General features: G+C 40.7%; 28 protein-coding genes. All 28 read right to left on the bottom strand.

What is annotated here, in order from left to right:
* Position 1: 1 nt before the first annotated feature.
* Positions 2–364: a chemotaxis protein CheY gene (gene cheY, locus BA79_RS02845; RefSeq protein ID WP_007499584.1), complete on the bottom strand. Its 363-nt coding sequence runs from the start codon at positions 362–364 to the stop codon at positions 2–4.
* A 27-nt stretch (positions 365–391) separates the two neighbouring features.
* Positions 392–1513, bottom strand: a complete 1122-nt coding sequence (fliY, locus tag BA79_RS02840; protein WP_035700748.1) for a flagellar motor switch phosphatase FliY — start codon at positions 1511–1513, stop codon at positions 392–394.
* Positions 1503–2501, bottom strand: coding sequence for a flagellar motor switch protein FliM (gene fliM, locus BA79_RS02835; protein WP_008354483.1), 999 nt, complete (start codon positions 2499–2501; stop codon positions 1503–1505). Before fliM ends, fliY begins: the two co-directional genes overlap by 11 nt.
* Before the next feature lie 32 nt (positions 2502–2533).
* Complete coding sequence (fliL, locus tag BA79_RS02830; RefSeq protein ID WP_007499592.1) at positions 2534–2962, bottom strand: flagellar basal body-associated protein FliL; 429 nt, start codon at positions 2960–2962, stop codon at positions 2534–2536.
* Positions 2959–3174 (bottom strand): swarming motility protein SwrD, encoded by a 216-nt coding sequence (gene swrD, locus BA79_RS02825; protein WP_008344794.1) that lies wholly within the window; start codon positions 3172–3174, stop codon positions 2959–2961. Before swrD ends, fliL begins: the two co-directional genes overlap by 4 nt.
* Before the next feature lie 37 nt (positions 3175–3211).
* Positions 3212–4003 carry a flagellar basal body rod protein FlgG gene (gene flgG / locus BA79_RS02820; protein WP_035700746.1) on the bottom strand — a complete coding sequence of 264 codons (792 nt, stop codon included), beginning with the start codon at positions 4001–4003 and terminating at the stop codon, positions 3212–3214.
* Positions 4004–4024: 21 nt separating this feature from the next.
* The gene (gene flgD / locus BA79_RS02815; RefSeq protein ID WP_017359087.1) at positions 4025–4468 is read right to left on the bottom strand and encodes a flagellar hook assembly protein FlgD; all 444 of its coding nucleotides are present in this window, start codon (positions 4466–4468) and stop codon (positions 4025–4027) included.
* Positions 4468–5793, bottom strand: coding sequence for a flagellar hook-length control protein FliK (locus BA79_RS02810; protein ID WP_035700744.1), 1326 nt, complete (start codon positions 5791–5793; stop codon positions 4468–4470). Before BA79_RS02810 ends, flgD begins: the two co-directional genes overlap by 1 nt.
* Complete coding sequence (locus BA79_RS02805) at positions 5794–6480, bottom strand: MotE family protein (RefSeq protein ID WP_007499599.1); 687 nt, start codon at positions 6478–6480, stop codon at positions 5794–5796.
* Between the two features lie 12 nt (positions 6481–6492).
* Positions 6493–6936, bottom strand: coding sequence for a flagellar export protein FliJ (gene fliJ / locus BA79_RS02800; protein WP_024720352.1), 444 nt, complete (start codon positions 6934–6936; stop codon positions 6493–6495).
* An 8-nt stretch (positions 6937–6944) separates the two neighbouring features.
* Positions 6945–8261, bottom strand: a complete 1317-nt coding sequence (gene fliI / locus BA79_RS02795) for a flagellar protein export ATPase FliI (protein ID WP_008344803.1) — start codon at positions 8259–8261, stop codon at positions 6945–6947.
* Entirely contained in the window at positions 8258–9022 is a 765-nt protein-coding gene (fliH, locus tag BA79_RS02790) for a flagellar assembly protein FliH (RefSeq protein WP_017359090.1), read from the bottom strand. The genes fliI and fliH overlap by 4 nt, the downstream gene beginning before the upstream one ends.
* Positions 9015–10031 (bottom strand): flagellar motor switch protein FliG, encoded by a 1017-nt coding sequence (gene fliG / locus BA79_RS02785; RefSeq protein ID WP_008344808.1) that lies wholly within the window; start codon positions 10029–10031, stop codon positions 9015–9017. Before fliG ends, fliH begins: the two co-directional genes overlap by 8 nt.
* Positions 10032–10042: 11 nt before the next feature.
* On the bottom strand, positions 10043–11635 hold the full coding sequence (gene fliF, locus BA79_RS02780) for a flagellar basal-body MS-ring/collar protein FliF (RefSeq protein ID WP_024720350.1): 1593 nt from the start codon (positions 11633–11635) through the stop codon (positions 10043–10045).
* A gap of 50 nt (positions 11636–11685) precedes the next feature.
* Entirely contained in the window at positions 11686–12003 is a 318-nt protein-coding gene (gene fliE, locus BA79_RS02775) for a flagellar hook-basal body complex protein FliE (protein WP_035700742.1), read from the bottom strand.
* Between the two features lie 11 nt (positions 12004–12014).
* Positions 12015–12467, bottom strand: coding sequence for a flagellar basal body rod protein FlgC (gene flgC / locus BA79_RS02770; RefSeq protein WP_008344813.1), 453 nt, complete (start codon positions 12465–12467; stop codon positions 12015–12017).
* The gene (gene flgB / locus BA79_RS02765; protein ID WP_017359092.1) at positions 12467–12856 is read right to left on the bottom strand and encodes a flagellar basal body rod protein FlgB; all 390 of its coding nucleotides are present in this window, start codon (positions 12854–12856) and stop codon (positions 12467–12469) included. The genes flgC and flgB overlap by 1 nt, the downstream gene beginning before the upstream one ends.
* 288 nt (positions 12857–13144) lie before the next feature.
* Complete coding sequence (gene codY / locus BA79_RS02760; RefSeq protein WP_007499612.1) at positions 13145–13924, bottom strand: GTP-sensing pleiotropic transcriptional regulator CodY; 780 nt, start codon at positions 13922–13924, stop codon at positions 13145–13147.
* Positions 13925–13958: 34 nt separating this feature from the next.
* Positions 13959–15359 carry an ATP-dependent protease ATPase subunit HslU gene (gene hslU, locus BA79_RS02755; RefSeq protein ID WP_008344818.1) on the bottom strand — a complete coding sequence of 467 codons (1401 nt, stop codon included), beginning with the start codon at positions 15357–15359 and terminating at the stop codon, positions 13959–13961.
* Between the two features lie 16 nt (positions 15360–15375).
* Positions 15376–15921, bottom strand: coding sequence for an ATP-dependent protease subunit HslV (gene hslV / locus BA79_RS02750; protein WP_007499614.1), 546 nt, complete (start codon positions 15919–15921; stop codon positions 15376–15378).
* Positions 15922–15935: 14 nt separating this feature from the next.
* Positions 15936–16853, bottom strand: a complete 918-nt coding sequence (gene xerC, locus BA79_RS02745; protein ID WP_007499616.1) for a tyrosine recombinase XerC — start codon at positions 16851–16853, stop codon at positions 15936–15938.
* Between the two features lie 62 nt (positions 16854–16915).
* Positions 16916–18220, bottom strand: coding sequence for an FADH(2)-oxidizing methylenetetrahydrofolate--tRNA-(uracil(54)-C(5))-methyltransferase TrmFO (gene trmFO, locus BA79_RS02740; RefSeq protein WP_007499618.1), 1305 nt, complete (start codon positions 18218–18220; stop codon positions 16916–16918).
* 70 nt (positions 18221–18290) lie between these two features.
* On the bottom strand, positions 18291–20366 hold the full coding sequence (gene topA / locus BA79_RS02735) for a type I DNA topoisomerase (RefSeq protein WP_035700740.1): 2076 nt from the start codon (positions 20364–20366) through the stop codon (positions 18291–18293).
* A 194-nt stretch (positions 20367–20560) separates the two neighbouring features.
* On the bottom strand, positions 20561–21463 hold the full coding sequence (gene dprA / locus BA79_RS02730) for a DNA-processing protein DprA (protein WP_035700738.1): 903 nt from the start codon (positions 21461–21463) through the stop codon (positions 20561–20563).
* A 63-nt stretch (positions 21464–21526) separates the two neighbouring features.
* Positions 21527–22429, bottom strand: coding sequence for a succinate--CoA ligase subunit alpha (gene sucD, locus BA79_RS02725; protein WP_007499624.1), 903 nt, complete (start codon positions 22427–22429; stop codon positions 21527–21529).
* Between the two features lie 22 nt (positions 22430–22451).
* A complete protein-coding gene (gene sucC, locus BA79_RS02720; protein ID WP_008344824.1) occupies positions 22452–23612 on the bottom strand; it encodes an ADP-forming succinate--CoA ligase subunit beta in 1161 nt (386 codons plus the stop codon).
* Positions 23613–23788: 176 nt separating this feature from the next.
* Positions 23789–24064 carry a FlhB-like flagellar biosynthesis protein gene (locus BA79_RS02715; RefSeq protein WP_008344827.1) on the bottom strand — a complete coding sequence of 92 codons (276 nt, stop codon included), beginning with the start codon at positions 24062–24064 and terminating at the stop codon, positions 23789–23791.
* On the bottom strand, positions 24061–25791 hold the full coding sequence (locus tag BA79_RS02710) for a hypothetical protein (protein WP_035700737.1): 1731 nt from the start codon (positions 25789–25791) through the stop codon (positions 24061–24063). The genes BA79_RS02715 and BA79_RS02710 overlap by 4 nt, the downstream gene beginning before the upstream one ends.
* Positions 25792–25812 lie beyond the last annotated feature (21 nt).

Below are 25812 nucleotides of genomic sequence, written 5' to 3'. Positions count from 1 at the left end.
TTTAGCCTAACGTTTTATTAATTGCTTCAAGTACACGGTCTGCCTGGAATGGCTTCACGATAAAGTCTTTTGCACCTGCTTGAATGGCATCAATAACCATTGATTGTTGTCCCATCGCTGAGCACATAATGATTTTTGCCGAAGCATCGATTTGTTTAATTTCTTTTAATGCTGTGATCCCGTCCATTTCTGGCATTGTGATATCCATTGTGACTAGATCAGGAGATGTTTCTTTATATTTTTCAACAGCTTGTGCGCCGTTTTCTGCTTCTCCTACTACATCAAATCCATTTTTTACAAGAATATCCTTAATCATCATTCTCATGAATGCTGCATCATCTACGATTAATACCTTAGTAGCCATTTACTTATTCTCTCCCTATATGTTTGTTTATTTTAAATTAGAAAGTCTTTCAGACTGACTTAAAATGTCAGTCACACGTACACCAAAGTTCTCATCAATGACAACAACTTCTCCTTTGGCGACGATTCGTTTGTTGACCAGAATGTCGACTGGCTCACCTGCAAGTTTGTCCAGTTCAATGATACTTCCAGCGGAAAGTTCAAGTACTTCTTTCACACTGCGCTGCGTTCTTCCAAGCTCCACTGTAATGGAAAGTGGAATATCCATCAGCATATCAAGATTACCGAGCTGACTTGTTGTATGCTGAGGCTCACTGAATGCCTCAAATTCAACTGGCGCCACATTGACAGGTTCTGCCGGCTTTGGCTTCGCCTGTCTTTTCGGCGGTGCCGATTGCTGCATAGGAGCAGATTGTGCTTGCGGAGCAGCCTGCTGTGGTTCAAGTGCACTCTGAGGTGCTTCTTGAACCGGCTCTTCTTCCGCTGGGTCTGTTAATTCTGCAATCAAATCTTTCGCAAACGTAATAGGGTAAAGCTGCATAATATTTGAATCTATGAGTTCACCTATCGTTAATCTAAAGGACACTTTAACAAGCATCTCTTCAGCTGGAATGCGGTCTGTGCCTTCTCCTTCTTTCACATCAAGCAGCTCAACGCGAGGCGGAGAAATATCAATCTTTTTATTAAAGACTGTTGACATGGACGTCGCGGCTGAACCCATCATTTGGTTCATCGCTTCTTGTACTGCACTTAAGTGAATTTCACTTAACGACGGGTCAGCATTTGTTCCATCTCCGCCCATCATTAAATCCGCAATGACTGCCGCATCGGTTTGTTGGATGACAAGCAGGTTACTAGCGCTGAAGCCTTCCGTATAATTCACTTCAATCGCGACATACGGATGAGGAAATTCCTCATTCAGCTTGCTTTTTTGAATCACTGTGACAGTTGGAGTTGTAATCTCCACTTTTTGACTTAATAGGGTTGAAAGTGCTGTTGCAGAGCTTCCAAATGATATATTTCCGATTTCCCCAATGGCATCTTGTTCCATTGCAGAAAGGAGTGTATCAGGCTCTATATCGTCATTGCTGCCTCCTTTAAGGAGCGCATCGATTTCATCTTGTGATAATTTACTTCCGTTATTCTCCATCTTCTTCACCTCTTATGTCGTGATCTAGAATTTGAATCGCCTGTTTCCGATTCACGCGGCCGGCCTGTCCCAAGAATTTCGGTTTATTTCCGACCATAACAGTAAGAGGCGCATTTACTGGTTTGTCCAAGGCAATACAATCACCAATTTCCAAATTCAAAAACTCTTCCACCGTCATTTCCGATTGTCCAAGCTCTGCGACTACCGGTATTTTCGCCGTCATAATCCGTTTTTCAATGGCCTTTGTTTCTTCTTGTTTCGGTTCATTTCGTTCCGATTGCATCCAGTAGTGTACAGACAGCTTCGGAATAATAGGCTCTAATACTACGTGAGGAATACAGAGGTTAATAACCCCGCTTACCTCACCAATTTGTGTATTAAGAGAAATGACGACAACTGTTTCGTTTGGTGACACCATTTGAACAAACTGGGGATTTACCTCGAAATCTGCCATTTCTGGCTCGATGTCGGTTATGGACTGCCACGCTTCTCTGTAGTTTTCCAAAGCTCCCTCAAACATGTTTGAGATAATCTTTGTTTCGATTTCTGTCAGTGATTCTGTCTTATTATGACTAATGCCAATCCCACCCATCAGCCTATCCATCATGGCATAGCCAATCGTTGGGTTCACTTCAAGCATGATTCTTCCTTCAAGCGGGCTGACGTAAAATAAGTTTAATAATGTCATATTAGGAATCGAACGAATAAATTCTTCATATGGCACTTGGTCAACCGAGCTGACAGAAATTTGAATATATGATCTTAGCTGCGCTGAAAAGTGTGTGGTAAGCAGTCTAGCGAAGTTATCATGAATTCTTGTTAAACTTCGAATCTGGTCTTTTGAAAAGCGCAGTGCACGTTTAAAGTCGTACACTTTCACTTTTTTCGTCGTTTCTTCTTTTTTCAGCTCTTCTGCATCCATTTCGCCTGTTGATATGGCGGATAATAATGCATCGATCTCATTCTGGGAAAGCACTTCTCCTGACATTTCTTCACCTCCATCGTGTCAATTAATCGCCTCTATTGCAGATTAAAGGAGGTTATATAAACTTCTTTCACCTTGCCATCTTGCAAATAGTTATTCACTTTGTTTTTGACCTGTGTTTTAAAATGTTCTCTGCCTTTTTTGCCATCAAGTTCATCTGCATTCGTGTCTGATAAAATGTCGATCACAGCATCTTTCACTTGGAAGCTTCTTTTTTCAAGCTCTTCTTTGGCTTTTTCTGAATCTGTTTCAATATTTAGTACAAGTTTGACCGCATTTCCTTCAGATTTTAAATTGGTCACAATCTCAGGAATTTCAACAGAAGCTTTTACGACTTCATCTGCTGTTGGCTCTTTTTCTGCTTTTGCTTCGTCTGACCCATTCACCAGAAAGACAATACCTGCTCCAATTCCGACGATAGCAATAATCATGATTAGCATTACTACGACTAATTTCTTCTTCATTCAAACTCCTCTATTCCTTGATTCAATGAAATGACTTGGATTTTTCTATAGAAAGAAATGATTTTCTCCTGAAGCTGCTCTTCATCTTCTTTCACAACGAATTTCTTTCCATTGGCGAGTGTAATGGTCGTGTCTGGAAAGCTTTCGATTTGCTCGATATGGAGAGCGTTGAGCATAAATCCTTTGCCATTTAATCTTGTCACTTCAATCATATTAAGCAGAGAAGCGATAAACCGCTCCTCCTACCTCCTATCGTTTCAGATTCACAAGTTCTTGCAGAATTTCATCAGATGTTGTGATCGTCTTTGCATTCGATTGGAATCCACGCTGTGCGATAATCATTTCTGTAAACTCATCTGTTAAATCAACGTTTGACATTTCAAGTTTACCTGTTTGGACGACGCCCGTTCCTTGTTCACCTGGTACGATTGGATTACTTGGAGCACCTGAGCTTAACGTTTGGCGGTAAAGGTTGTCACCAACTTTGTCTAGCCCTCCTGCGTTACGGAAAGATACGAGTGATATTTGACCAACGGTTCTTGATACATTGTTTTCAACAACCGAAATCGTTCCATCTGGACCAACACTTACACTTGAAACACCGTCTGGAATCGTTATCTTTTGTCCATTCATTCCAAGTAGATAATTTCCATCAGGGGTGACTAAGCTTCCCTCTGAATCAGTGTCGAAATTTCCTGTTCTTGTATAAAGAACTTCTCCTTGAACTTCAATACGGAAAAACCCATCTCCATTGATATAGAAGTCGTAAGGTTCATTTGTATTTTGAGAAGATCCCGCTGACATGATTTTATCGATTGAAGAAAAAGATGACCCTAAACCAATTTGCTTTGAGTTGATTGAACCAGAGTTGTTCGTTGGCCCACCAGAACTTCCAATGGTTTGGCTGACCATATCTTTAAAAGTGATACGGCTTTTTTTGTATCCGTGTGTGTTGACGTTGGCTACGTTGTTGGCTACAACATCTAATTTTGATTGGAAGTTTTTCATTCCACTAATTCCTGAGTAAAGTGAGCGTAACATTTATTTTCCTCCTCGATTTGCTTACGATTTTTCTCCAACAGTTGTAACGTCCCAAGGGCTGATTTTCGTTCCATCTTCTAAATATAGGAAGTATTCATTGTTTATGTTTTTCACAGACTTCACAGTGCCAGATATGTCTTTATCATCTTGTTTACCCGCTACTTCTTTACCAATCCAGCCTACATATGTCGTAAATGGATCTTGGTGTGCAACAAATGTAGACATGATCTGATTCATTTTGGTGATTGATTCATTCATATTCATTTGCTGTTCTAAAGAAGAAAATGTTGCAAGCTGTGTGACAAACTCACGGTCATCAATCGGGTTTGTCGGATCTTGGTTTTGAAGCTGCGTAAGCAAGATTTTCAAGAACTGATCTCGGCCAAGTGTATCTGTTTTCTTTGCTGCGTTTGAAGAAGTGTCCGCTTGTGCGGCTGTTCTATTCGTCGCATCAACAGTTGCCATTAGATCTCCTCCTCTTCTTCTTCTTCTGATCCAACAAGCGCATCTAGTACATCTTGGAATTCAGCTTCCTGTTCATCAGGCTGCTGGAAACTTTGTCCTTTTGATGGCTGCTGCTTGCCTTCCTCATTAAATTGTCCAAAAGACGGCTGCTCATTTGACTGAAGCGGTATATGGAAACGGTCAACTTGAACCGACATATTCGGTAGCGCCTGCTTGAGTTGCGGCAGATGATGCTCGAGCAGCTCTTTAGCTGCTTGCGTTGAAGCTGTAATTTTACTCGCATACATCCCGTTTTGTTTCGTTAGCTGGATGGTAATAAACCCGAGATTTTCTGGATTTAATCGTACGGTAAACCGTCCGCTTGAATTGCCAAATGGTGTGAACTTCATTTGTTTCCACGTATTTAAAATCTGCTGATCAACCGTGCCTGGCTTTTCGTCAGTTGTTTGCGTCTGCTGCATAGGAGCAGCTGATTGCAGTTGGAAAAACTGTTTATGCCCTGGAAGCAGCGTATGGGTGATTGTTTTTTCAGAAGCAGGTGCCGCAGTGCCTTGACCTTTGATGACTTCTTTCTTCATAAGCCATTCAAGTGAGGCAGCACCTTTTGCTGGAGATGAGAAGGAAGATTCTTGCCTTGGAGCAACCATTTCTTTTAACTCTCCTAAGGAAATTTTCCATTCTTTATCTGACCCTTTCGCATTCGCCATCATATGATCGATTAACTGATTAAAGTGTTTCAGCTCGCTTTGCGACATATTATTCAGCTTAGGTGCCGATCCTTGCGAGAAGAACTGCTCTTTTACTTGTTGAATGAGCTTTTCATCTGCTCCGTTTTTCGTTAGAAACTTGATGAAATCTTCACCTTTTGCTTGAATATCCTGTACAAGTTTTGCATCAAAGCTCACCGGCTGCTGATTCAGTATTTGATATAAGAAAAAGTGGACTTGTATGAGCTGTTCACTATGTTCAGCAACTGGCTTCTCATCCTGATCGCCATAGATAACCGATTCCATCTTTTGAAATAGCTCTTCAAGTGACTTTAAGTCAGCCCCCTCAAGCTTTTGACCTTGCAGCGCCTGAAGTGCAGCAAGAAGATCTCCATCTATTCCTTCTTCAGGTGATTGCATCCATTTTTCAATGATTTGCATCGCATCATTCATGGATAGATTGGTTTCCGCCGGCTGAGAAATAGCTGGACCACTTTGAATACCTGCGCCATTTAACAATTGTTTAAACAGGCCGCGAGCAGATACTGCCCCCTCTACCTTTAGTCCCGAGAGACCTTGGGAAGATTGCTGTAAGGCTCCAATGTCCAATAGCTTCACTTATTGTCCACCTCCATTTTCACTTTCTTCTTTTTTGGCAAGCTCCTTCGTGAACGTTGCTGCCTTCTGAGGTGTCAGTTTTGCTAATATGTCCGTCAGCTTATTTTTACTCAGCTCTTCAAGGATCTTCAAAGCTTCTTTATCACTTAGCTCTGATAGAATTTTGGCAGATTTCCCTGCATCCATGCTTTCATAAATGCTGGCGACCTTTCCTTTTGATTGCTGATTAGAAGATGCTGACGAATCAGTTGAAGATCCTGATGCGTTATTACTTGATGATGTACTGTTTGATGAACTGTCACTTGCTGACGTGTTCTCTTTATCAGATGTTTTTTCAAGTGAATTGATTTTTTGATTCAATCGTTTAATCTCTTCATCACTTGTCTTCAAGTCTTTTTGAGCAATTTCAAGTTCATTCTCTTGTTCTTTAATCGTCTTTTTCAACGCTTTCAACTCTGTATCACGTTGATCGTTATTTGAAGATGACGTTTTTGATGTGTCATCTGATCCAACCAAGCTGCTAATCCCCGGAATGTTTTGGAGCGGTTTCTTTAGATCATAACCTGCCATATAAAGGATTGTGCCCGTTACAATCACAAGCACAACCAATGGGATAATGACAATAAACAAGATCCATTGAAATTTACCGCCGCCGCTTGATTCCTTTGTTTTTTCCTTCTTAGGCATTCATCTCGACTCCTAATGTCCTTGAAACATGAATTGGCTGATAGAGATATCATCCATTTCTTTCATTTCAATTGCCTTATGTTCAAGGGAGAACTTTTCAAATTGCTTTTCTTTCATTTTTTCAAACTTTTTAAACTCAATATTTTTTTCTGTTAAATCAGATTGTTTTTCATTCATTTGATGGCGTTTCATGATCACAAGCTGCTGATAATGATGAATGGTGTTATCTAAGTTCGTCACAAATTGCTGATAATGACGCATTTCTTGAACACTCATCCCACTTCTCAGCTTTTCTTCTTTGCTCTTTTCCATTAGCTCTTTTTTACTCATATTTTCATAGAGTTTTTCAGCGGCTTGCTCAAATGCTGAAACGGATTGTTGATACGCTGCGAGTGATTTGTCTTTTTCACTTTCTTTCAATTCTAAGAGCTTTTGAAATTTGTATTGATATCTCACTGTTTTTGTCAATCCTCTCTATTCATCAAACTGAGCAATATCCTCACGCTGTCTTCAATCGATACAGCCTCTTCAACGTCCTGCTTCAAAAATGAAATTAGTTGTGGGTAAGCTTGCATGGCCTCATCAATATCTTTAGAGGAGCCTTTTTTATATGCTCCAATGTTAATGAGGTCTTCAGCGTTTTGATATGTGGATAAAAGCTGGCGGAACCGGTTAGCCGCTTCCTTGTGATCATGACTTGCGATATTACTCATGACACGACTGATACTTTTCAGAATATTGACAGCTGGAAACTGTCCTTTGTTGGCCAATGCACGATCAAGTACTATGTGGCCATCTAAAATCCCCCGCACTGTATCAGCGATCGGCTCATTCATATCGTCACCATCAACAAGCACTGTGTAAAACGCTGTGATGGAACCAAGTTGATTTGTACCAGTTCGTTCTAGCAATTTTGGCAGTATAGCGAACACTGAAGGCGTATATCCTTTTGTTGTTGGCGGTTCACCGGTTGCAAGTCCTATTTCCCGCTGTGCCATGGCGACCCTTGTGACAGAATCCATCATAAACATGACATTTTTGCCTCTGTCTCTGAAATATTCGGCAATAGCTGTTGCAGTATAGGCTGCTTTTAATCTTGTCAGTGCGGGCTGATCTGAAGTTGCGACAACAACAATCGAACGCTTCAGTCCTTCAGCTCCTAAATCTTTTTCGATAAACTCGCGAACTTCACGTCCACGCTCTCCAACAAGTGCAATGACATTGAGATCCGCTTCTGTCTGTTTGGCAATCATCCCCATCAAGGTACTTTTACCAACACCGCTTCCTGCGAATATGCCAATTCTTTGACCAGTGCCGACTGTGAGTAAGCTGTCGATCACTCTGACACCAACGCCCATTTTTTCACGAATAGGCGGTCTGTCCATCGGGTTTGGAGGAGATTGTTCTGTTGAGACAGGTGCAAGTCCTTTAGGAAGCATGCTGCCATCCAGTGGATCACCGAAGGCATCAACAACCTGCCCGATTAAACCAGTTCCTACTTTGACCTTTAACGACTCACCTGTTGCTTCAACAAGACTGCCTGGTGAGATGTTAGAGGCTTCTACATAGGGCATGAGCAGAATGTTTTCATCTTTAAAACCAACGACTTCTGCTTTGATCGGATGATTCTTACTCCCTTTTTTGTGAATCAGACATACATCACCGATTGAGCTTTCTGGCCCCTTCGACTCGATCATCAGTCCAACAACTCGATTGACTTTACCAAAACGTTTATAAGGATCGGCGGTTTCAATCGTTTCTTTTAGCACATCTATGTTCATTTGTGATCACCTGAATCAATGACTTCTAATAACTTTTCTTTTAACTGATTCATTTGGGTATCAACACTCGCTTCCACTTTTCCAAAGCTTGTTTCGACGTAACAAGTACCTTTTGGTGCTTTTTCATCCGAGTAAATGGCAAGATGTGTATTCTTTTGAAGGATTCTATTTAATTCATCTTTATATTCCATCACATGTTCGTAATGTGCAGGGTCGACATAGATGGAAATATCGTCATATTCTTTCACTTCTGAAATGACCTGCTTGACTAGCGTTAAAAATTGTTCTTTTGTGTCCTCAGCTGCATTCCATACTCGTTTAGCGAGCTCAAAGGCAAGTTCGACAATTTCTTCAGCAGAGCTTTCAATTTTTGCTTCATAGTCCTGCTTTGCAAGGCTGACAATGTCATTCGCTTGATCAAGAATCGATTGATACTGTAAAGTCGCATCTGCTTCGCCCTTTTGAAAACCATCTTGATATCCTGTTTGTTTCGCTTCTTCAATGAGCTGTACTCTTTCTGCTTCAAAATCAGCTCGCCGCTGATTGATTTCAGCCATTGTTTGTTCCAGCTCACGATTTGCTTGTTCTAAAATACGGCTTGCTTCATCTTGTGCATCACTTAATACAAGTTGAGATGCTTCTGTTTCGTTGACAAGCTCTTCTTCGTGATGTTCTCTTTTGAATTCCACTTGCTGCAAGGGAATGGTTTGACGGCCTTGTTCAGGAATAACAGATGTTTCATGTTTGATAATCCTAGACAATGATATCGTCTCCTCCACCTCGAGCTATGACGATTTCTCCAGCCTCTTCAAGTCGTCTTACGATGCTGACAATACGAGTCTGTGCTTCCTCGACATCTCTAAGCCGGACAGGTCCCATAAACTCCATTTCTTCTTTGAACGTTTCGACCATACGCTGCGACATGTTGCGGAAGACAATTTCTTTGACTTCTTCGCTTGCCACTTTGAGTGCAAGTAGTAAATCGTCATTTTCAACATCTCGAATCACGCGCTGAATGGCTCTGCTATCAAGAGTGACAATGTCTTCAAAGACAAACATACGTTTCTTAATTTCATCAGCAAGCTCAGGATCTTGAATTTCTAGTGTATCTAAAATGGTTTTCTCCGTTGCACGGTCTACACCATTCAGGACTTCGACTACCGCTTCGACTCCGCCCGTTTGGGTATAATCTTGCGTAAAGGTTGAAGAGAGCTTTTGTTCAAGAATACGTTCCACCTCATTGATGATCTCTGGAGATGTGCGGTCCATTAAAGCAATTCTTCTTGCAACCTCAGTTTGTACTTCCTCGCCTAACTCAGATAAAATCTGTCCAGCCTGTACTGGATCTAGGTAGGAAAGAATGAGCGCAATGGTTTGTGGATGCTCATGCTGGATAAAGTTTAAAATTTGCTCTGGGTCAGCCTTTCTAGCAAAATCAAATGGTTTCACTTGAAGTGAGGATGTTAAGCGATTTAAGATGCTGTCCGCTTTGTCCTCACCAAGCGCTTTTTCAAGCACTTGTCTTGCGTACATAAGGCCGCCTTGTGATATGTAGTCCTGCGCGATGGCAATGCTGTGAAATTCTTCAATGATCTCATCTTTTTTAGCAGTATCTACACTTCTTACATTTGAAATTTCTAATGTTAATTTTTCTATTTCGTCTTCAGACAGATGTTTGTATACAGATGCTGACACGTCTAGCCCTAAGGAAATCATTAGGATTGCTGCTTTTTGTCTGCCTGTTAGTCGATTTGGATCTTTTCTCGACATGTGTATTCCTCCTAATCCTCGGACAGCCAGCTGCGTAGCAATTTAGCAAAGTCTTCTGGTTTATCTTTTGCCATTTTTTCAAGCTGATTTTTTCTCACCATTTCTTCTGTTTCTGGCTCAGTATCGATATCAGGAACATGAATTGGTGTACGTTCATCAAACTCAAACTCTTCTTCCTCATCTTTTCTTCGCTTACGTACGAGAAGGATAATGAGAGCGATAATGGCAAGTAGTAGCACACCGCCAACAATATAAACCCAAATCGGAATATTGTTTGAAGGGTTTTCTGCTGCCGTTTGCTGTTTACCGTCTAATTTTGATACAGATAAAACGATTTTGTTATCTAAGTCAGCTTGAGTGAGCGCTTGACCGTTTGTGTATTCTTTATCAATCGATGTACTGATGATGGTTGAAAGAATTTTTTTGATATCATCCTGCCTTTCAGCAGTTAATGAGTTCGGATCGTTTGCAGTAGGCGGTTCAACCAGTGCCTGAATGCCAACGTCTCTGATTTTATAAGGACTTTCTTTGATATCTTTATGAATGCGGTTGACTTCATAATTGATACGATCTTCGCTCTTTTCGTAATCTCCGCTTCCATTCGTTCCATCGGCACCTTGATAATTTGTGACATCATCGTCACCTGTTCCAGCGGTGCCTCCAGCTGCTGCGCCATTACCTGAATAAGTTTCAGCAATCTTTTCAGCGCTGACAGCAATTCCTTGCATGTTTTCTTGATCAACTGGTTCGACAAGATCTTCTTTTCTTTTTTCTTCAGTAAAATCAATGTCTGTAGTGACCGATACGGCAACTTTCTCTTGACCCATCATCGTTCCAAGCAGCTGTTGAATTTTTCGTTGAAGATTCTTTTCAATCTCCTCTTTTTTCTGCTGCTGTGCATCCATTCCACTTGCATAGGAATCTGAGCTGCTGTTTAAGTCATAGTAGTTGGAATCTTGGTCCATAATGACAATGTTTTCTGTTTTTAAATTCGGCACACTTTTTGAAATAAGATGATAAAGGCCTTTTACTTGTTGCTGAGTAAGCGTGTAGCCTGGTTGAACTTGCAGCACAATTGATGCTGATGCATTACTTTGCTCTTCTCCAACAAAAACGGAATCTTTTGGCAGGTTAATCATAACCTTTGAATCTTTAATCCCATCAATCGTGTTGATCAGATTGGATAGTTCTGTCTGAGTTGCGTCTACTTTCAGAACATCAAATTCATTATCTGTTAAACCGAAGCCGGAATTGTTCGCAAAGAAGGAATAGTCAATATTCCCCGTTTTAGGAAGTCCTTCTGATGCAAGTGTTACTTTTAAAGTGTCCGCTTGCTTTTCTGGAACTAAAATCGTCGTTCCGTTATTTGCAAGTTCCGATTTAACGTTTTTGCCATCCAGTTCCTGTTTGATTTGTCCTGCTTCTGCCTCGGACAAATCTCTAAACAACGGAACCATTTTTTCAGAAGAAGCAAAGATGCTAACAACCGTAATAATGATTGCTAGGGCAGCTACGCCGCCAATCATGAGTATTTTTTGTAATTTTGATCGATTTCGCCAAAACTCAACTGTTTTTGTTCTTAATTGCATTAAAGTACGATTCATCTTAACCCCCGGTCATTCCATTCAGTCTATTTTTTGTCCACCAGCACCTCCTACATCTGCATTCTCATAATCTCTTGGTACGCTTCGACTGCTTTATTCCGAAACTCGGTTGCAGCTGTGAGTGTCACACTCGCTTTTTGTGAAGCAATCATGACTTCATCGAGATTGACATCTTTCCCTTGTGCGAGAGCATTCGTATACTGGTCTGATTTCAGCTGTGATTGATTTAATGCCTCAATGGAATTCTTCAGCACATCAGAGAAATTCGTTTGACTTTTAGGTGCAGCCGCCTGCACAGACAATGCATTCGTCAATTCACTTGCTTGCTGAGCGGTTTGAAGCTGGAAAGGAGATATTGCGTTAACCAATTCTTTTCACCTTACTTTCCTATTTCTAAAGCTTTCATCAGCATGCTTTTATTCGCATTCAGCGCAGTCACGTTTGCTTCATATGATCTTGAGCTGCTGATGAGATCAACCATTTCCTTTAATGGATCAACGTTTGGTGTTTGAACATATCCATTTTCATTGGCATCGGGATTTGTAGGATCATATTGAAGGTTGAATGGAGTTTCGTCTTCAGTAATTTTCGTTACTTTGACGCCGTTTCCTAATTTGCCGCTCGAATTCATGCTTGAGTTCAATATAGATGAAAATGATTCACCTGACGGCTGTAATGTGACGAGCTTGCGTCTATAAGGCTCCCACTCGCCATCAACCTGTTTAGCTCTTGTTGTATCCATATTCGCAAGGTTAGAGGATACAACGTCCATTCTGAGCCTCTGTGCTGTTAATGCTGAGGCCGAAGCGTTAACGCCTGAAAAAATCGACATCACTTACCTCCTGTCAAAACTGTTTTAAGAGAATTGAACTTTCCGCTCATTCTTTCAACCAACGCATTATACTGAATTTGGTTTTTAGCGAGTTCACTCATCTCTTGATCAATATCGACATTATTTCCGTTTTCTTGATAAGAAGTACGGTTACTCGAAACAACTGAATAATTAGACCCTGTTTTAGAAAAATCAATGTGACCTTGGTATGTTTTTTTAGCATCTAATTTGATTGACGCATCATTTAGCATGTCGTGGAATGCAACTTTTTTAGACTTGTAGTTCGGTGTGTCTATATTCGCGATATTATTGCTTATGACTTTTTGCTTAACATTCGCTCTGCCCAAGGCATTCTCAAGGTTGCTTATCGTTCCAGAAAATATATCCAAAACCATATACCTCCAATCATATGTATTTCATTCCATTTAATCATGTCGAGATTTGTAAAACCATATGTTCATTGTAAGAAATAATAGGATTAAAGTCTATGATGTAATTGTAAAAAAAACTCGTAATATATATCTATTTTACGAATAGGTATAAAGACCTAGATTCAAAGCACTACAGAATTGTAAGGGGTTTCTTGGAAAAAAGAGTGTCATTTTTCGGACAAATCCTCTTTTTTTATACAAAAAAACCCTTTTCAGCGTTTATTTCGGCCGAAAAGGGTTTTTTGATTAGTGAGATTTTAAATTTTCAAGTTCAATTAAAAATTTGTTGTTTAATACTTTAATGTATGTTCCCTTCATTCCAAGAGAACGAGATTCAATAACGCCTGCACTTTCTAATTTACGAAGTGCGTTTACGATCACTGAACGAGTGATTCCTACACGGTCAGCAATCTTACTTGCCACAAGCAGCCCTTCGTTTCCATCAAGTTCTTCAAAGATATGTTCAATCGCTTCAAGTTCACTGTATGAAAGAGAGCTGATCGCCATTTGAACAACCGCTTTACTTCTTGCTTCTTCTTCAATTTCTTCCGCTTTCTCGCGAAGAATCTCCATTCCAACAACTGTTGCGCCGTATTCAGCAAGAATTAAATCATCATCTGTGAATGTATCTTGCAAACGAGAAAGGATTAACGTCCCTAAGCGGTCCCCGCCTCCGATGATTGGCACAATCGTTGTCAAACCTGATTGGAATAAATCACGGTTCTCAATCGGGAAAGCTGTGTACTCACTGTTGATGTCAAGGTTTGAAGATGTTTCAGGGACATTGAATAAGCTTTTTGTATATTCTTCAGGGAACTGACGATCTTCCAGCATTTTTTTCATACGTGCATTTTCAATCTGCTGGTTAATGGAGTAGCCAAGAAGCTTCCCTCTTCTGCTTAATACGAAAATGTTTGAATCAATGACATCTCTCAATGTTTCTGCCATTTCTTTAAAATTAACCGGTTTCCCCGCTGCATCTTGCAGCATCGAGTTAATAATCCTTGTTTTTTGTAGTAACGCCATAATAATGATCCTCCTAGATTACTTTATTCATTTGTTAAAGTATAAATTGACTTAAGTCTTTGTTATTTGCAATCTTTCCTAGCTTCTCTTCTACATACTGAGGGGTAATGGTCACTGTTTCCATTGTAATATCAGGCGCCTCAAATGAGAGCTCTTCTAGCAGCTTCTCAAGTATGGTGTGAAGCCTTCTTGCACCGATGTTATCCGTCTCCTGATTGACATGATAAGCCACTTCGGCAATCTTATGAATAGCATCGTCAGAAAATTCAAGAGATATACCTTCTGTTTCAAGTAAAGCCTTATATTGCTTTAATAACGCGTTATCTGGTTCCGTTAAGATTTTCACAAAGTCTTCTATACTTAATTTATCTAATTCTACACGGATTGGGAAGCGCCCTTGAAGCTCTGGAATCAAATCCGAGGGTTTTGCCATATGAAAAGCGCCTGCTGCTACAAATAGAACATGATCTGTTTTCACAGCCCCATACTTCGTCATCACAGTGGAACCTTCTACAATCGGTAAAATATCACGTTGAACCCCTTCACGAGAAACATCTGCAGACGATGCACCACCGCTTTTGGCAATTTTATCGATTTCATCGATAAAGATGATTCCTTGCTGCTCTGCTTTTTGCACGGCTTCCTGACCGACTTCATCCATATCAATCAGTTTTGAAGCTTCCTCAGCAGTTAACGCTTTTCTCGCTTCTCTGACGGTCAGCTTTCTGCGTTTTTTCTTTTTAGGCATGAGATTGCTAAGCGCATCCTGCATGTTCATACCCATTTGCTCCATACCCGAGCCTTGAAGCATATCAAACATGGAAGGCTGCTGCTCTTCAACTTCAATCGTGACGTAATGGTCTTCAAGTTCACCCATCGCCAGCTGGTGCGCAATGCGTTTTCTCGTCGACTCAAGCTCTACTTCTTCACTTGAGTGATCTCGATCACTTTCATCAGCATCAGAACCACCAAACAGCATCTCAAAAGGATTTTTCACAGACTGACTTTTTTTCTTTCCAGGAACAAGTAGATGAACAAGCCGTTTGTTTGCTTGTTTTTCCGCTTCTTCTTGAACATCCTTCATTTTTTCTTCTTTGACTAGTCTGATTGCTGTTTCCACTAAATCTCTGACCATTGATTCTACGTCACGTCCGACATATCCAACTTCAGTAAACTTCGTCGCTTCCACTTTAATGAAAGGTGCACCAGAAATCCTTGCAATTCTGCGGGCAATTTCTGTTTTCCCCACACCTGTCGGACCAATCATTAAGATGTTTTTAGGAACGACTTCATCCTTTAGCTTATCATGTAAAAGACTTCTTCTGTAACGGTTTCTTAAAGCCACCGCCACTGCTTTTTTCGCATCAAGCTGACCAATAATGTACTGATCGAGCTTTTCAACTATCTCTCTTGGGGTGAACGGCTTTTTCTCCATACGTCTCATGTCCTTTCTATTCAAGCTCTTCTAAAGTGATTTGATCGTTCGTGTAGACACAGATTTCTCCGGCCGTTTCAAGAGCCGCCTTTGCAATCTCTCGAGCTGAGAGATGGTCACCTGCATGTTTTTTGAGTGCTCTCCCGGCGCTAAGCGCGTAGTTGCCGCCTGACCCGATAGCCAAAATGCCATCGTCTGGCTCGATGACCTCTCCTGTTCCAGATACGAGCAGGATGCTTTCTTTATTCATGACGATAAGCATGGCCTCAAGCTGTCTGAGCATCTTGTCACTCCGCCATTCTTTCGCCAGTTCTACAGCTGCTCGTTTTAGGTTACCACCGTATTCTTCAAGCTTCGTTTCAAACTTCTCAAAGAGTGTAAATGCATCTGCAACTGAACCAGCAAAACCTGCGAGTACTTTGCCTCCGAAAAGACGGCGCACTTTTTTTGCTGTGTGTTTCATGACGACAGCCTGCCCAAAAGTGACTTGACCGTCTCCAGCCATCGCACTTTTTCCTTTATGTTGAACGGCAAAGATTGTGGTTGCATGAAATGATGACATGAAAAAACCTCCTTTTAGGATCGTTTAAAAGCCCTTGGGTGATGAGACATGTACGTTTTTCTTAAAGAATCTTTTGATACATGCGTGTACACCTGTGTTGATGATAAATTTGAGTGACCGAGAAGTTCTTGAACACTTCTTAAATCCGCTCCCTCGTTTAAAAGATGCGTAGCAAAGGTGTGCCTTAACATGTGTGGATGGATATGTAATGTGCCAGACGCCTTTTTCATTAATTCAGTGAGAATGAATCGAACGCCTCTATCTGTAAGAGGAGCTCCGCGCTGATTCAAAAACACATGTGAATCAGCACGATCCTTTCCCTTCACTTTCAGCTTCTGCCTTCCATCCTCTAAATATGTGGAGAGCGCTTCATGTGCATAAGAGCCGAAAGGTACATACCGCTGTTTGCTGCCTTTCCCATGAACAAGCACTGTATCCATCGATAAATCAAGATCAGATTCTTTTAATGAACATAACTCACTAACCCTCATACCTGTTGCATAAAGAAGTTCTAAAATGGCTTGATTTCTTTGACCAAGCGGTGTATTTACATCAGAAACTGTAAATAGCTCTTTTAGTTCCTCTTCATACAAAAATGAAGGAATTCGCTTATCCTGCTTTGGTAAGCTAACGAGTAAAAAAGGATTTTCTTTCACAAGCTGTTCTCTTAATAAAAATTTATAAAAGCTGCGAAGTGCAGAGACTTTCTTACTAATCGTTCTTCTTGTAAGGCCTTTTTCATAAGCTTCTGTTAAATAAATTCTCGTATCTTGATAGGATACCTCTTCAAAACCGTCTATTCCTTGAATGTTCATAAATCTGACAAACTCTTCAATCGCCTCAGTATAACCTGAGATCGTTAAAGCTGAATAGTTCTTTTCAATCTGCAAATATTCAATGAATAAGTGGACAAGACGCTGTTTATCTGTCATTTTTACACCTCTTTAAGGCTTTTAAATGGTATCACATATCTTGCTTCCCGTGCAATGTTTTACTACAGAGATTTCGAAATAGTTTGAATAGTTTCGATTGCGCGTTTAGCGTACTCTGCATAGCGCTCTTGTTTGTTTTTAATTCGAACACCAAGATCTTTCAGCAAGCCAAAGTTTGCATTCATCGGCTGGAAGCTTTTCTTATTTGTTGATGTGATGTAGTAAGCCATACTGCCAATCGCTGTTTCTTCTGGAAGTGTCACAAGCTCTTCTCCTTTAACAAAACGAGCTGCATTGATTCCAGCCACTAATCCTGAAGCCGCAGACTCAACATATCCTTCAACACCAGTCATTTGTCCAGCAAAGAATAAGTCGTCTCTATTTTTAAATTGATACGTCGGTTTTAGAAGGCTTGGCGAGTTAATAAATGTATTACGGTGCATCACACCATAACGAACAATCTCTGCCTCTTCAAGACCTGGGATCAAACGGAATACTTCCTTTTGATCGCCCCATTTTAGATGTGTTTGGAAACCAACAATATTATATAAAGTACCTGCTGCATCATCCTGTCTTAATTGAACAACAGCGTAAGGTCTTTTTCCTGTTTTCGGATCTTCAAGTCCAACTGGTTTCATCGGTCCAAAGAGCATGGTTTTTTTCCCTCTTTTGGCCATGACTTCAATGGGCATACAGCCTTCGAAGAAGATTTCTTTTTCAAACTCTTTTAACGGCACAGTTTCAGCCGAAATGAGCGCCTCATAAAAACGATCGAATTCTTCTTCTGTCATCGGACAGTTTAAATAAGCCGCTTCCCCTTTATCATAACGTGATTTCAAGTACACTTTATCCATATCGATGCTGTCTTTCTCGAGGATCGGCGCTGCTGCATCGTAGAAATATAAATACTCTTCACCTGTTAAGGATTTCAATTCTTTTGAAAGTGCTTCTGATGTAAGAGGACCCGTTGCGATAATCGTCGGACCTTCTGGAATGCTTTGCACTTCTTCTTGAAAGACCGTCACATTCGGGTGATTTTTCACGCGGTCTGTGACGTTCGCTGCAAATTCATGACGATCTACTGCAAGCGCTCCACCAGCAGGAACCGAGCTTTCATCTGCTGCTGCGATGATTGCTGAGTCTAAATGACGCATTTCTTCCTTTAGTACACCTACTGCGTTTGTTAAAGCGTTCGCACGCAATGAGTTACTGCATACGAGCTCCGCAAATTTATCAGTGTGGTGAGCTGGTGTTTGTTTGACAGGTCTCATTTCATACAGATGGACTTTAATTCCGCGCTTGGCAATTTGCCATGCCGCTTCACTTCCTGCTAAACCTGCTCCGATCACATTTACAAATTGACTCATTGTACAACTCTCCTATTTCGTAAGTTCTATTTGATGACATAAAAAAGCAGGTGAACAAGGCTGCTCACCGCTATTTTTGTTGTTCCTCTTTATAATCACAGTTCACACATTGAACTTGAATGCCTTTTTTCAGCTTTTTCTCTACAAGCATATTTTCGCATTTTGGACACTTTCTTTCAATTGGTTTGTCCCAAGAGACGAATTCACACTCTGGAAAACGATCGCAACCGTAAAAAATGCGGCGCTTCTTAGATTTCCGTTCAACGATATTTCCTTCGTGACAAGTCGGGCATTTGACACCAATATCTTTGACAATTGGTTTTGTGTTACGGCAGTCAGGGAAATTAGAGCATGCCATGAACTTACCGTATCTCCCCATTTTGTACACCATTGGATGACCACACTCTTCGCAATCAACTCCGGCGTATTCAGGCTCGATCTCAACTTCCTGCATCTCTGCTTCTGCTTTTTCTACCCGTTTTGCAAAATCTTGATAGAAACTGTCGATAATGCGTACCCATTCAATTGTACCTTCTTCAACGCTATCAAGTTCTTTTTCCATTTTCGCAGTAAATTCTACGTTAATGATTTCAGGGAAGAATTCAATAATTAAGTTGAGCACAATCTCTCCAAGCTCTGTTGGAATAAACCGTTTGTTATCAAGTGCCACGTAGCCGCGCTTTTGAATAGTATCTAATGTTGGTGCATACGTCGATGGGCGGCCGATACCTAGCTCTTCAAGGGTTTTGACAAGTCTTGCCTCAGTGTAACGTGGAGGCGGCTGCGTGAAGTGCTGCTCTGGTTCAATATCTTTTGAAAGAACGGTATCCCCCTCTTTCAGATCAGGAAGCATTTTGTCCTTTTCTTCTAACTGGTCGTCCTTCCCTTCAACATATACTTTCATAAATCCAGGGAATTTCACCTTACTTCCATTTGCACGGAAAGTAAGCCCGTTATTTTCAAGATCCACACTCATTGTATCAAGAACAGCTGGTGCCATTTGGCTTGCCACAAAACGTTCCCAGATCAATTTATAAAGACGAAGCTGATCTCTGCTTAGCACGTGTTTGACATCTGCTGGTTTTCTTAGCGTAGAAGTCGGACGGATGGCTTCGTGAGCATCCTGTGCATTTTCGTTCTTTTTGGCAGTTCGTTTTGTTGTATTCAAGAAATTCTTGCCATACGTTTGATCAATGAAAGCAGATACTTCTTCAATTGCCGTATTGGAAATACGTGTTGAGTCCGTTCTCATATATGTAATGAGACCTACTGTACCTTCTTTACCAAGATCAATCCCTTCATATAATTGCTGTGCAATCATCATCGTTTTCTTCGCACGGAAGTTTAGTTTTCTCGCTGCCTCTTGTTGTAAGGTAGATGTTGTAAACGGAACAGCTGGGTTGCGTTTACGTTCTTTTTTCGTCACTTTTTCAACAGAAAATTTGCTTCCTTTTAATTTCGAAAGGATTTCTTTTACATCTTCTTTTGTTTTTAGCGGATGTTTTTTGCCATTTACGCCAAAGAAACTCGCTTCAAAGCTTTCTTTCCCTTTTAGGAAGGTACCATCAATTGTCCAGTATTCTTCTGGTTTGAATTCATTAATTTCATTCTCGCGGTCAATAATCAGGCGGAGTGCAACTGATTGAACACGACCGGCGCTTAAGCCCTTTTTGACTTTCTTCCATAAAATTGGGCTGATTTTATATCCAACGAGACGATCTAAGATTCGTCTTGCCTGCTGCGCATCAACCAAGTCCATATCGATCATACGTGGATGTTTAAAGGAATCTTTAATTGCATCTTTTGTAATCTCGTTAAAGACAACCCGGCAATCTGAAGAGAGGTCAAGGTCAAGGCTGTGGGCTAAATGCCAAGCAATCGCTTCTCCCTCTCTGTCGGGGTCAGCTGCGAGATATACTTTTTTTGCTTTCTTCGCTGCTGTTTTTAATTCTTTTAAGACTGGACCTTTTCCTCGAATCGTAATATATCTCGGTTCGAAGTCATGATCAGTGTCAACACCAAGCTGACTTTTCGGTAAATCCCTTACATGCCCCATTGAAGCCTTTACTTTATACTTTTTTCCTAAATAACGCTCAATCGTTTTCGCCTTTGCTGGCGACTCAACGATGACTAAATAATCAGCCATACTCAAAATCCCCCTTAAGAGGTGTTCTCTCTTTATCCATTTCACAAATTTATATTTATGTTAATTGCACCTATCTAACAGGCAATCGTTAAAAATTCTTTATGATGAACATCATTATAAACACGAAAAACAAAGTGTAAACTTAAATCCTCACTATTATTAAATATTCCGATGTCTTTTGTCAAACGATATTTTTATGGGAGTTCAGTATATTGAACACCACTCAAGGAGAATTCCTCTAAAATATCCTTCGTTGAATGAACAAGCTTGGCACCTTGCTGAATCAGTCTAGCTGGACCTATAGAATTAGAATCAAAGATCGATCCTGCAACAGCAAACACTTCTTTTCCTTGCTCTAATGCCTGGTAGGCTGTAATAAGCGAACCGCTCTTTTCTTTGCACTGGACCACGATGGTTCCTCTTGTCAGGGCACTAATTAATCGGTTTCTCATTGGAAAATGCCATTTTTCTGGTTTGATATAAGGCGGATGCTCTGACAACAGTAAATGATGTTCTCCCATATATTGAGCCATTTGCACATGTTCTTTTGGATATACATGTTGAAAGCCGCCAGCTACAACACCAATCGTTTTTCCTTTTTTTCTTATGCACTCTTTGTGTGCAAGTCCATCAATTCCTTTTGCTAAACCACTCACAATCATCCAATCTTCCTCTACAAGTTCTCCAACAATTTTCTTCACGCACGCTTCTCCATAAGAGGATGGCACTCGTGTACCTACTACACCTAAACTTTTTTCTTCATTTAAATAGGTAACGTTTCCTTTTAGGAATAATACTGGGGGAGGATCATAAATGTGTTTTAGTGAGCTGGGATATAAAGGTGATGTGATGGGAACCATGTGAATATTTTGCTTTAAATAGGCTTGAACGATGTGTTGAAAAATGGGGAATTCATTTTCTTCAGCTTGTTGTAAGCGGGTAAAGTCGATCTTTTGTAATGATCGATCCTGTTTGAAATGATGTGTTTCTTCATTTATATATAGCTCAGGATCGACTTTCCACCATTTTGTTAACAAAGAGGGTGAGATGAGGCCTTTTAAGCGGTGAAAAATCATTCTTTCGGACACGTTGTACATACCATTCCTCCAGTTTAAGATAGAAAGAAGAAGACTTGTCAAAGAACAAGTCTTCTTGTGTCATTAATGCGTTTTACAAGCTTCGAAGAGATTCTTCTCTTTTAACACTTTAATTAAGGTTTCTCCCATGACAGATGGTGTCTCTGCCACTTCAATTCCACATTCACGCATTGTTTTTACTTTTTCATCAGCAGTTCCTTTACCACCAGAAATAATGGCACCAGCATGTCCCATACGTTTTCCTGGAGGCGCTGTTTTACCGCCAATAAAGCCAACAACCGGCTTGGTCATATTTGCTTTTACCCATTCAGCTGCTTCTTCTTCAGCAGTACCACCGATTTCACCAATCATGATCACAGCATGCGTTTCAGGATCTTCATTGAAGGCTTTTAATACATCAATAAAGTTCGTGCCATTGACAGGGTCTCCGCCAATTCCTACAGCTGTTGATTGACCAACACCAGCCTCTGAAAGCTGATGTACCGCTTCATATGTAAGCGTTCCAGAACGAGACACAACACCAACATGACCTTTTTTATGAATGTAGCCAGGCATGATGCCAATTTTACATTCTTCAGGTGTAATCACACCAGGACAGTTCGGTCCAACAAGTCTTGTCTTCTTACCTTCCATATAGCGTTTCACTTTAACCATATCCAGAACTGGAATGTGTTCTGTGATACAAATCACTAGATCCACTTCCGCATCAACAGCCTCTAAAATGGCGTCTGCTGCAAATGGTGCTGGTACATAGATAACAGAAGCATTTGCTCCAGTTGTCTGTACTGCTTCAGATACAGTATTAAATACAGGAACTCCCTCTACTTCAGTTCCACCTTTTCCAGGTGTGACACCGCCAACGATATTTGTTCCATACTCAATCATTTGTTTTGTATGGAATAATGCGGTTGAACCGGTAATCCCCTGAACAATTACTCTCGTATTTTTATTAATAAATACACTCATTTAGGTTCCCTGCCTTTCTGCTCTACTTGACTAAAGATACAATCTTTTCTGCCCCGTCAGCCATAGACTCAGCAGAAGTGATATTTAAGCCTGAATCACTCAGAATTTTCTTCCCTAATTCAACGTTTGTTCCTTCAAGACGAACAACGAGTGGTAATGTTAAGCCGACTTGTTTCGTCGCTTCAACAACACCTTCTGCGATGACATCACATTTCATGATGCCGCCAAAAATGTTCACGAAAATCCCTTTGACATTTTGATCAGATAAGATGATTTTAAATGCTTCCGTTACTTTTTCAGCAGTTGCACCGCCGCCAACATCAAGGAAGTTTGCAGGGTCACCGCCGTAATGCTTGATGATATCCATTGTAGACATCGCAAGGCCTGCTCCATTCACCATACAGCCAATATTCCCGTCTAGAGAAATGTAGCTTAGGTCATATTTAGATGCTTCAATCTCTTTTGGATCTTCTTCATCAAGGTCACGGTATTCTAATATATCTTTTTGTCTATATAAGGCATTGCTATCAAAGTTTAATTTTGCGTCAAGTGCCATGACTTTTCCATCACCTGTTACAACAAGAGGATTTATCTCGGCAATTGAACAATCCTTTTCAATAAACGCATTGTAAAGGCTTGTCATAAACTTAACAGCTTGACCAACTAATTTTGTTGGAATATTAATTTTAAACGCAACTTCTCTCGCCTGATAGGCTTGGAGACCAATCGCTGGGTCGATGACCACTTTCACGATTTTTTCTGGCGTTTTTTCTGCTACTTCTTCAATTTCAGTACCGCCTTCTTCAGAAGCCATCAAAACAATTCTTGATGTCGCTCTATCCAAAACGAGTCCTACATAGTACTCTTTTTGAATATCGCAGCCTTCTTCAATAAGTAAGCGTTTTATTTCGCGCCCTTCAGGCCCTGTTTGATGTGTGACAAGTGTCTTGCCGAGCAATTCCTCTGCAAACCCTTTCACTTCATCTTTTGTTTTTGCAATTTTTACCCCACCTGCTTTACCACGGCCGCCTGCATGAATCTGTGCTTTTACGACATATACAGAGCTTCCTAGCTCTTCTGATGCTTTCACTGCTTCATCAGGTGTAAATGCTACTTTACCATTTGGAACTGAAACCCCATATTTTCTTAGGATTTCTTTTCCTTGGTACTCATGGATATTCATTTCCCATCCTCCCAACATATGTAGAAACAAAAATTATAAAATAGACTGCGCTTTCATTTTAAAGAATAAAAAAGAGAATGTCTAGGGTTCTATGTAAAATCGTAAAATCCTTCTAAACATTCAAACTTTTATTTTATTAAAAATATAAATTTTTCAGTCAAAACACTTATTTTACCTTATTTTTTCATTTTTTGATCCAACCGATAGATAAATGAAAATATTTCTGCTACAGTATCGTATAACGCTTCTGGGATTTCCTCATCGAGCGTTAAGTGGCGCATCAGTTCTACTAAATTACGGTCTTCTTGGATAGGGACGCCAGCTTTTTGAGCTTCTTCAATAATATGATCAGCCACATAGCCGCTGCCTGTTGCAACGACTTTTGGCGCTTTTTGTTTTTCTTCATCATAGTGTAGAGCGACCGCTCTTCTAAGCGGTTTTGAATCTTTCATACTCGTAAGTCCAGCCCTTTCTCGCTGATTTTATGAAAGTGTTCATCTAGAAAGTCAGACGGATCAATTGGCTCTTCTCTCTTTTTCGCTGTAATCCCCGTCAAACTATACCCTAGGGCATTTAAATTCTCTCGAACAGCTGGAATCATTGGATTAATGGTCCCTTGCAGTTCGTGAGCCGTCTCGACTGTAATTGACATCACTTTTTGCTGAATCGTACAGTCTATTAACGTTTCTTCTAAGTTTTCCATGTTTAAATAAAACATTAAACGGCACTGAGAAATATCGATAGAGCCATCTTTTTTCTTATGCCCTTTTAGAATAAAGGTTAAATCTTGAACACTATGTTTTGAGAAAAGCGGGTAAGAAACCATCATTTGACTAACTGTTTGGTTTTCCTGATGCACTAGTAACTGCCCATTTAATCTATGGAATAATTGATCCACTTCTTTTTTTACGGGCTCGGGAACATCAGCTTGCCTTGCATCATTTAAAACCATCTTTAATTGGTGAAGCTCTTGGCTTTTGACATCTTGGCTGCCCTTTTCCAGTAATTTCAGCATCCCAATTTCATCTCGTACACCTATCGCTTTTTTCATCGTCATCAGTAAATCGAGTACATCGGTTTTATTGCTTAATGCTGGTTCAGTCTGCTGAATGACCTTTGCCAATGCGTTCGCCTCTGTTTTTGAAAGAAACGGAAATTCCCTTTGAAGCACGGCTGCCTTTGCGTCAGCCTGTGGCCCTGCCTGCTGGACTGCTTGAACCAGTGATGTGAGTTGTTTTACATCAAGCTGCTGTCCGTCTGTGCCTTGCTTTGTGATGCTTGTCAGAATGCGTTCTATTTGCTGAAGCGGGAGCTGTTTTGGACTTAATAATTGCTGCACGCTGTTCTGATTCACTGTATCCGCCTGTCGCCCTTGTATAGCGGCGGGCTGGCTCTGCTTTGTTTGCTGAGCCGGATTGACATGAGGCTGCACCAGCTGCAAGCTTTCTCCTTGCTTCGTTTGACCTTCTTTTGCTCCTAGAAGCACCGATAAGAGCTTTTCTGCATGAACAGTTGTCTCAGCATTTACAACCGTACGAACGGCCTGTGTAAGAGCCTGTGTGGCTTCTGATTGCTTCGGAAGCTGTGTTAATCGATCTAGCAGTGCTGTCACATCCTGATGAAGTGCAGAGGGGGATTTCATCGCTAATATTGATTGGAGCACTCCTTGTTGAATCGGCAAATCTTTCTTTAAAGCAAAAAGAAGTGCTTGCAGACCTTTTTTGATATCCGCGCCTTGAAGTTGTTCAATCCATTTTACTGCCGTTTTTAACTCTGCTTCGTTGATGACCGGTTTTTCTTTTAAAAAGGCTGTAGCTGTTAACATTTGTTCAAGTCCATTTTTAAGCGACAGACCTTCTAGTAGTTTAGCTGCGGCATCTTTTAATGTTTTTGGATCTTGGTCAAATTGCTGAACAGGTCTTAATTTACTCAGACTGTCTCCACCTTCTTGTTCTAACTGGAACCAGTAGAAAGAATCGGCTTTGAGCTGAGCCGCTAGCTGCGCTTTTATTTTGGTAGCGCCTATTTGAACAAGCGCTGTATCATCACCAAGCATTTTTAGTACTTTGCCAAGTATGAGCCGGTGAATATTTTCCTTTCCTTCCGTGTTAAGCGGAACAGATTCTGCCGTATTCAGCCGACTATTCAGTGCAGTATGTATATCTTCAACTCTTGTCATCACAGGCAGCCTCCTTGTGTC

Origin of the sequence: Bacillus altitudinis 41KF2b, from assembly GCF_000691145.1 — a bacterium.
Lineage (GTDB): Bacteria > Bacillota > Bacilli > Bacillales > Bacillaceae > Bacillus > Bacillus altitudinis.
The sequence above is the reverse complement of the archived record's forward strand: the minus strand, read 5'-3'. Positions and strand labels throughout refer to the sequence as shown.

Excerpts from the sequence above, each read along its gene's own strand:
- cheY (WP_007499584.1), bottom strand. The coding sequence starts at position 364 with ATGGCTACTAAGGTATTAATCGTAGATGATGCAGCATTCATGAGAATG.
- fliY (WP_035700748.1), bottom strand. The coding sequence starts at position 1,513 with ATGGAGAATAACGGAAGTAAATTATCACAAGATGAAATCGATGCGCTC.
- fliM (WP_008354483.1), bottom strand. The coding sequence starts at position 2,501 with ATGTCAGGAGAAGTGCTTTCCCAGAATGAGATCGATGCATTATTATCC.
- fliL (WP_007499592.1), bottom strand. The coding sequence starts at position 2,962 with ATGAAGAAGAAATTAGTCGTAGTAATGCTAATCATGATTATTGCTATC.
- swrD (WP_008344794.1), bottom strand. The coding sequence starts at position 3,174 with ATGATTGAAGTGACAAGATTAAATGGCAAAGGATTTATGCTCAACGCT.
- flgG (WP_035700746.1), bottom strand. The coding sequence starts at position 4,003 with ATGTTACGCTCACTTTACTCAGGAATTAGTGGAATGAAAAACTTCCAA.
- flgD (WP_017359087.1), bottom strand. The coding sequence starts at position 4,468 with ATGGCAACTGTTGATGCGACGAATAGAACAGCCGCACAAGCGGACACT.
- BA79_RS02805 (WP_007499599.1), bottom strand. The coding sequence starts at position 6,480 with ATGCCTAAGAAGGAAAAAACAAAGGAATCAAGCGGCGGCGGTAAATTT.
- fliI (WP_008344803.1), bottom strand. The coding sequence starts at position 8,261 with ATGAACATAGATGTGCTAAAAGAAACGATTGAAACCGCCGATCCTTAT.
- fliG (WP_008344808.1), bottom strand. The coding sequence starts at position 10,031 with ATGTCGAGAAAAGATCCAAATCGACTAACAGGCAGACAAAAAGCAGCA.
- fliF (WP_024720350.1), bottom strand. The coding sequence starts at position 11,635 with ATGAATCGTACTTTAATGCAATTAAGAACAAAAACAGTTGAGTTTTGG.
- flgC (WP_008344813.1), bottom strand. The coding sequence starts at position 12,467 with ATGTCGATTTTTTCAGGCGTTAACGCTTCGGCCTCAGCATTAACAGCA.
- codY (WP_007499612.1), bottom strand. The coding sequence starts at position 13,924 with ATGGCGTTACTACAAAAAACAAGGATTATTAACTCGATGCTGCAAGAT.
- hslU (WP_008344818.1), bottom strand. The coding sequence starts at position 15,359 with ATGGAGAAAAAGCCGTTCACCCCAAGAGAGATAGTTGAAAAGCTCGAT.
- hslV (WP_007499614.1), bottom strand. The coding sequence starts at position 15,921 with ATGTCATCATTTCATGCAACCACAATCTTTGCCGTTCAACATAAAGGA.
- xerC (WP_007499616.1), bottom strand. The coding sequence starts at position 16,853 with ATGACAGATAAACAGCGTCTTGTCCACTTATTCATTGAATATTTGCAG.
- trmFO (WP_007499618.1), bottom strand. The coding sequence starts at position 18,220 with ATGAGTCAATTTGTAAATGTGATCGGAGCAGGTTTAGCAGGAAGTGAA.
- topA (WP_035700740.1), bottom strand. The coding sequence starts at position 20,366 with ATGGCTGATTATTTAGTCATCGTTGAGTCGCCAGCAAAGGCGAAAACG.
- dprA (WP_035700738.1), bottom strand. The coding sequence starts at position 21,463 with ATGTACAACGTGTCCGAAAGAATGATTTTTCACCGCTTAAAAGGCCTC.
- sucD (WP_007499624.1), bottom strand. The coding sequence starts at position 22,429 with ATGAGTGTATTTATTAATAAAAATACGAGAGTAATTGTTCAGGGGATT.
- sucC (WP_008344824.1), bottom strand. The coding sequence starts at position 23,612 with ATGAATATCCATGAGTACCAAGGAAAAGAAATCCTAAGAAAATATGGG.
- BA79_RS02715 (WP_008344827.1), bottom strand. The coding sequence starts at position 24,064 with ATGAAAGATTCAAAACCGCTTAGAAGAGCGGTCGCTCTACACTATGAT.
- BA79_RS02710 (WP_035700737.1), bottom strand. The coding sequence starts at position 25,791 with ATGACAAGAGTTGAAGATATACATACTGCACTGAATAGTCGGCTGAAT.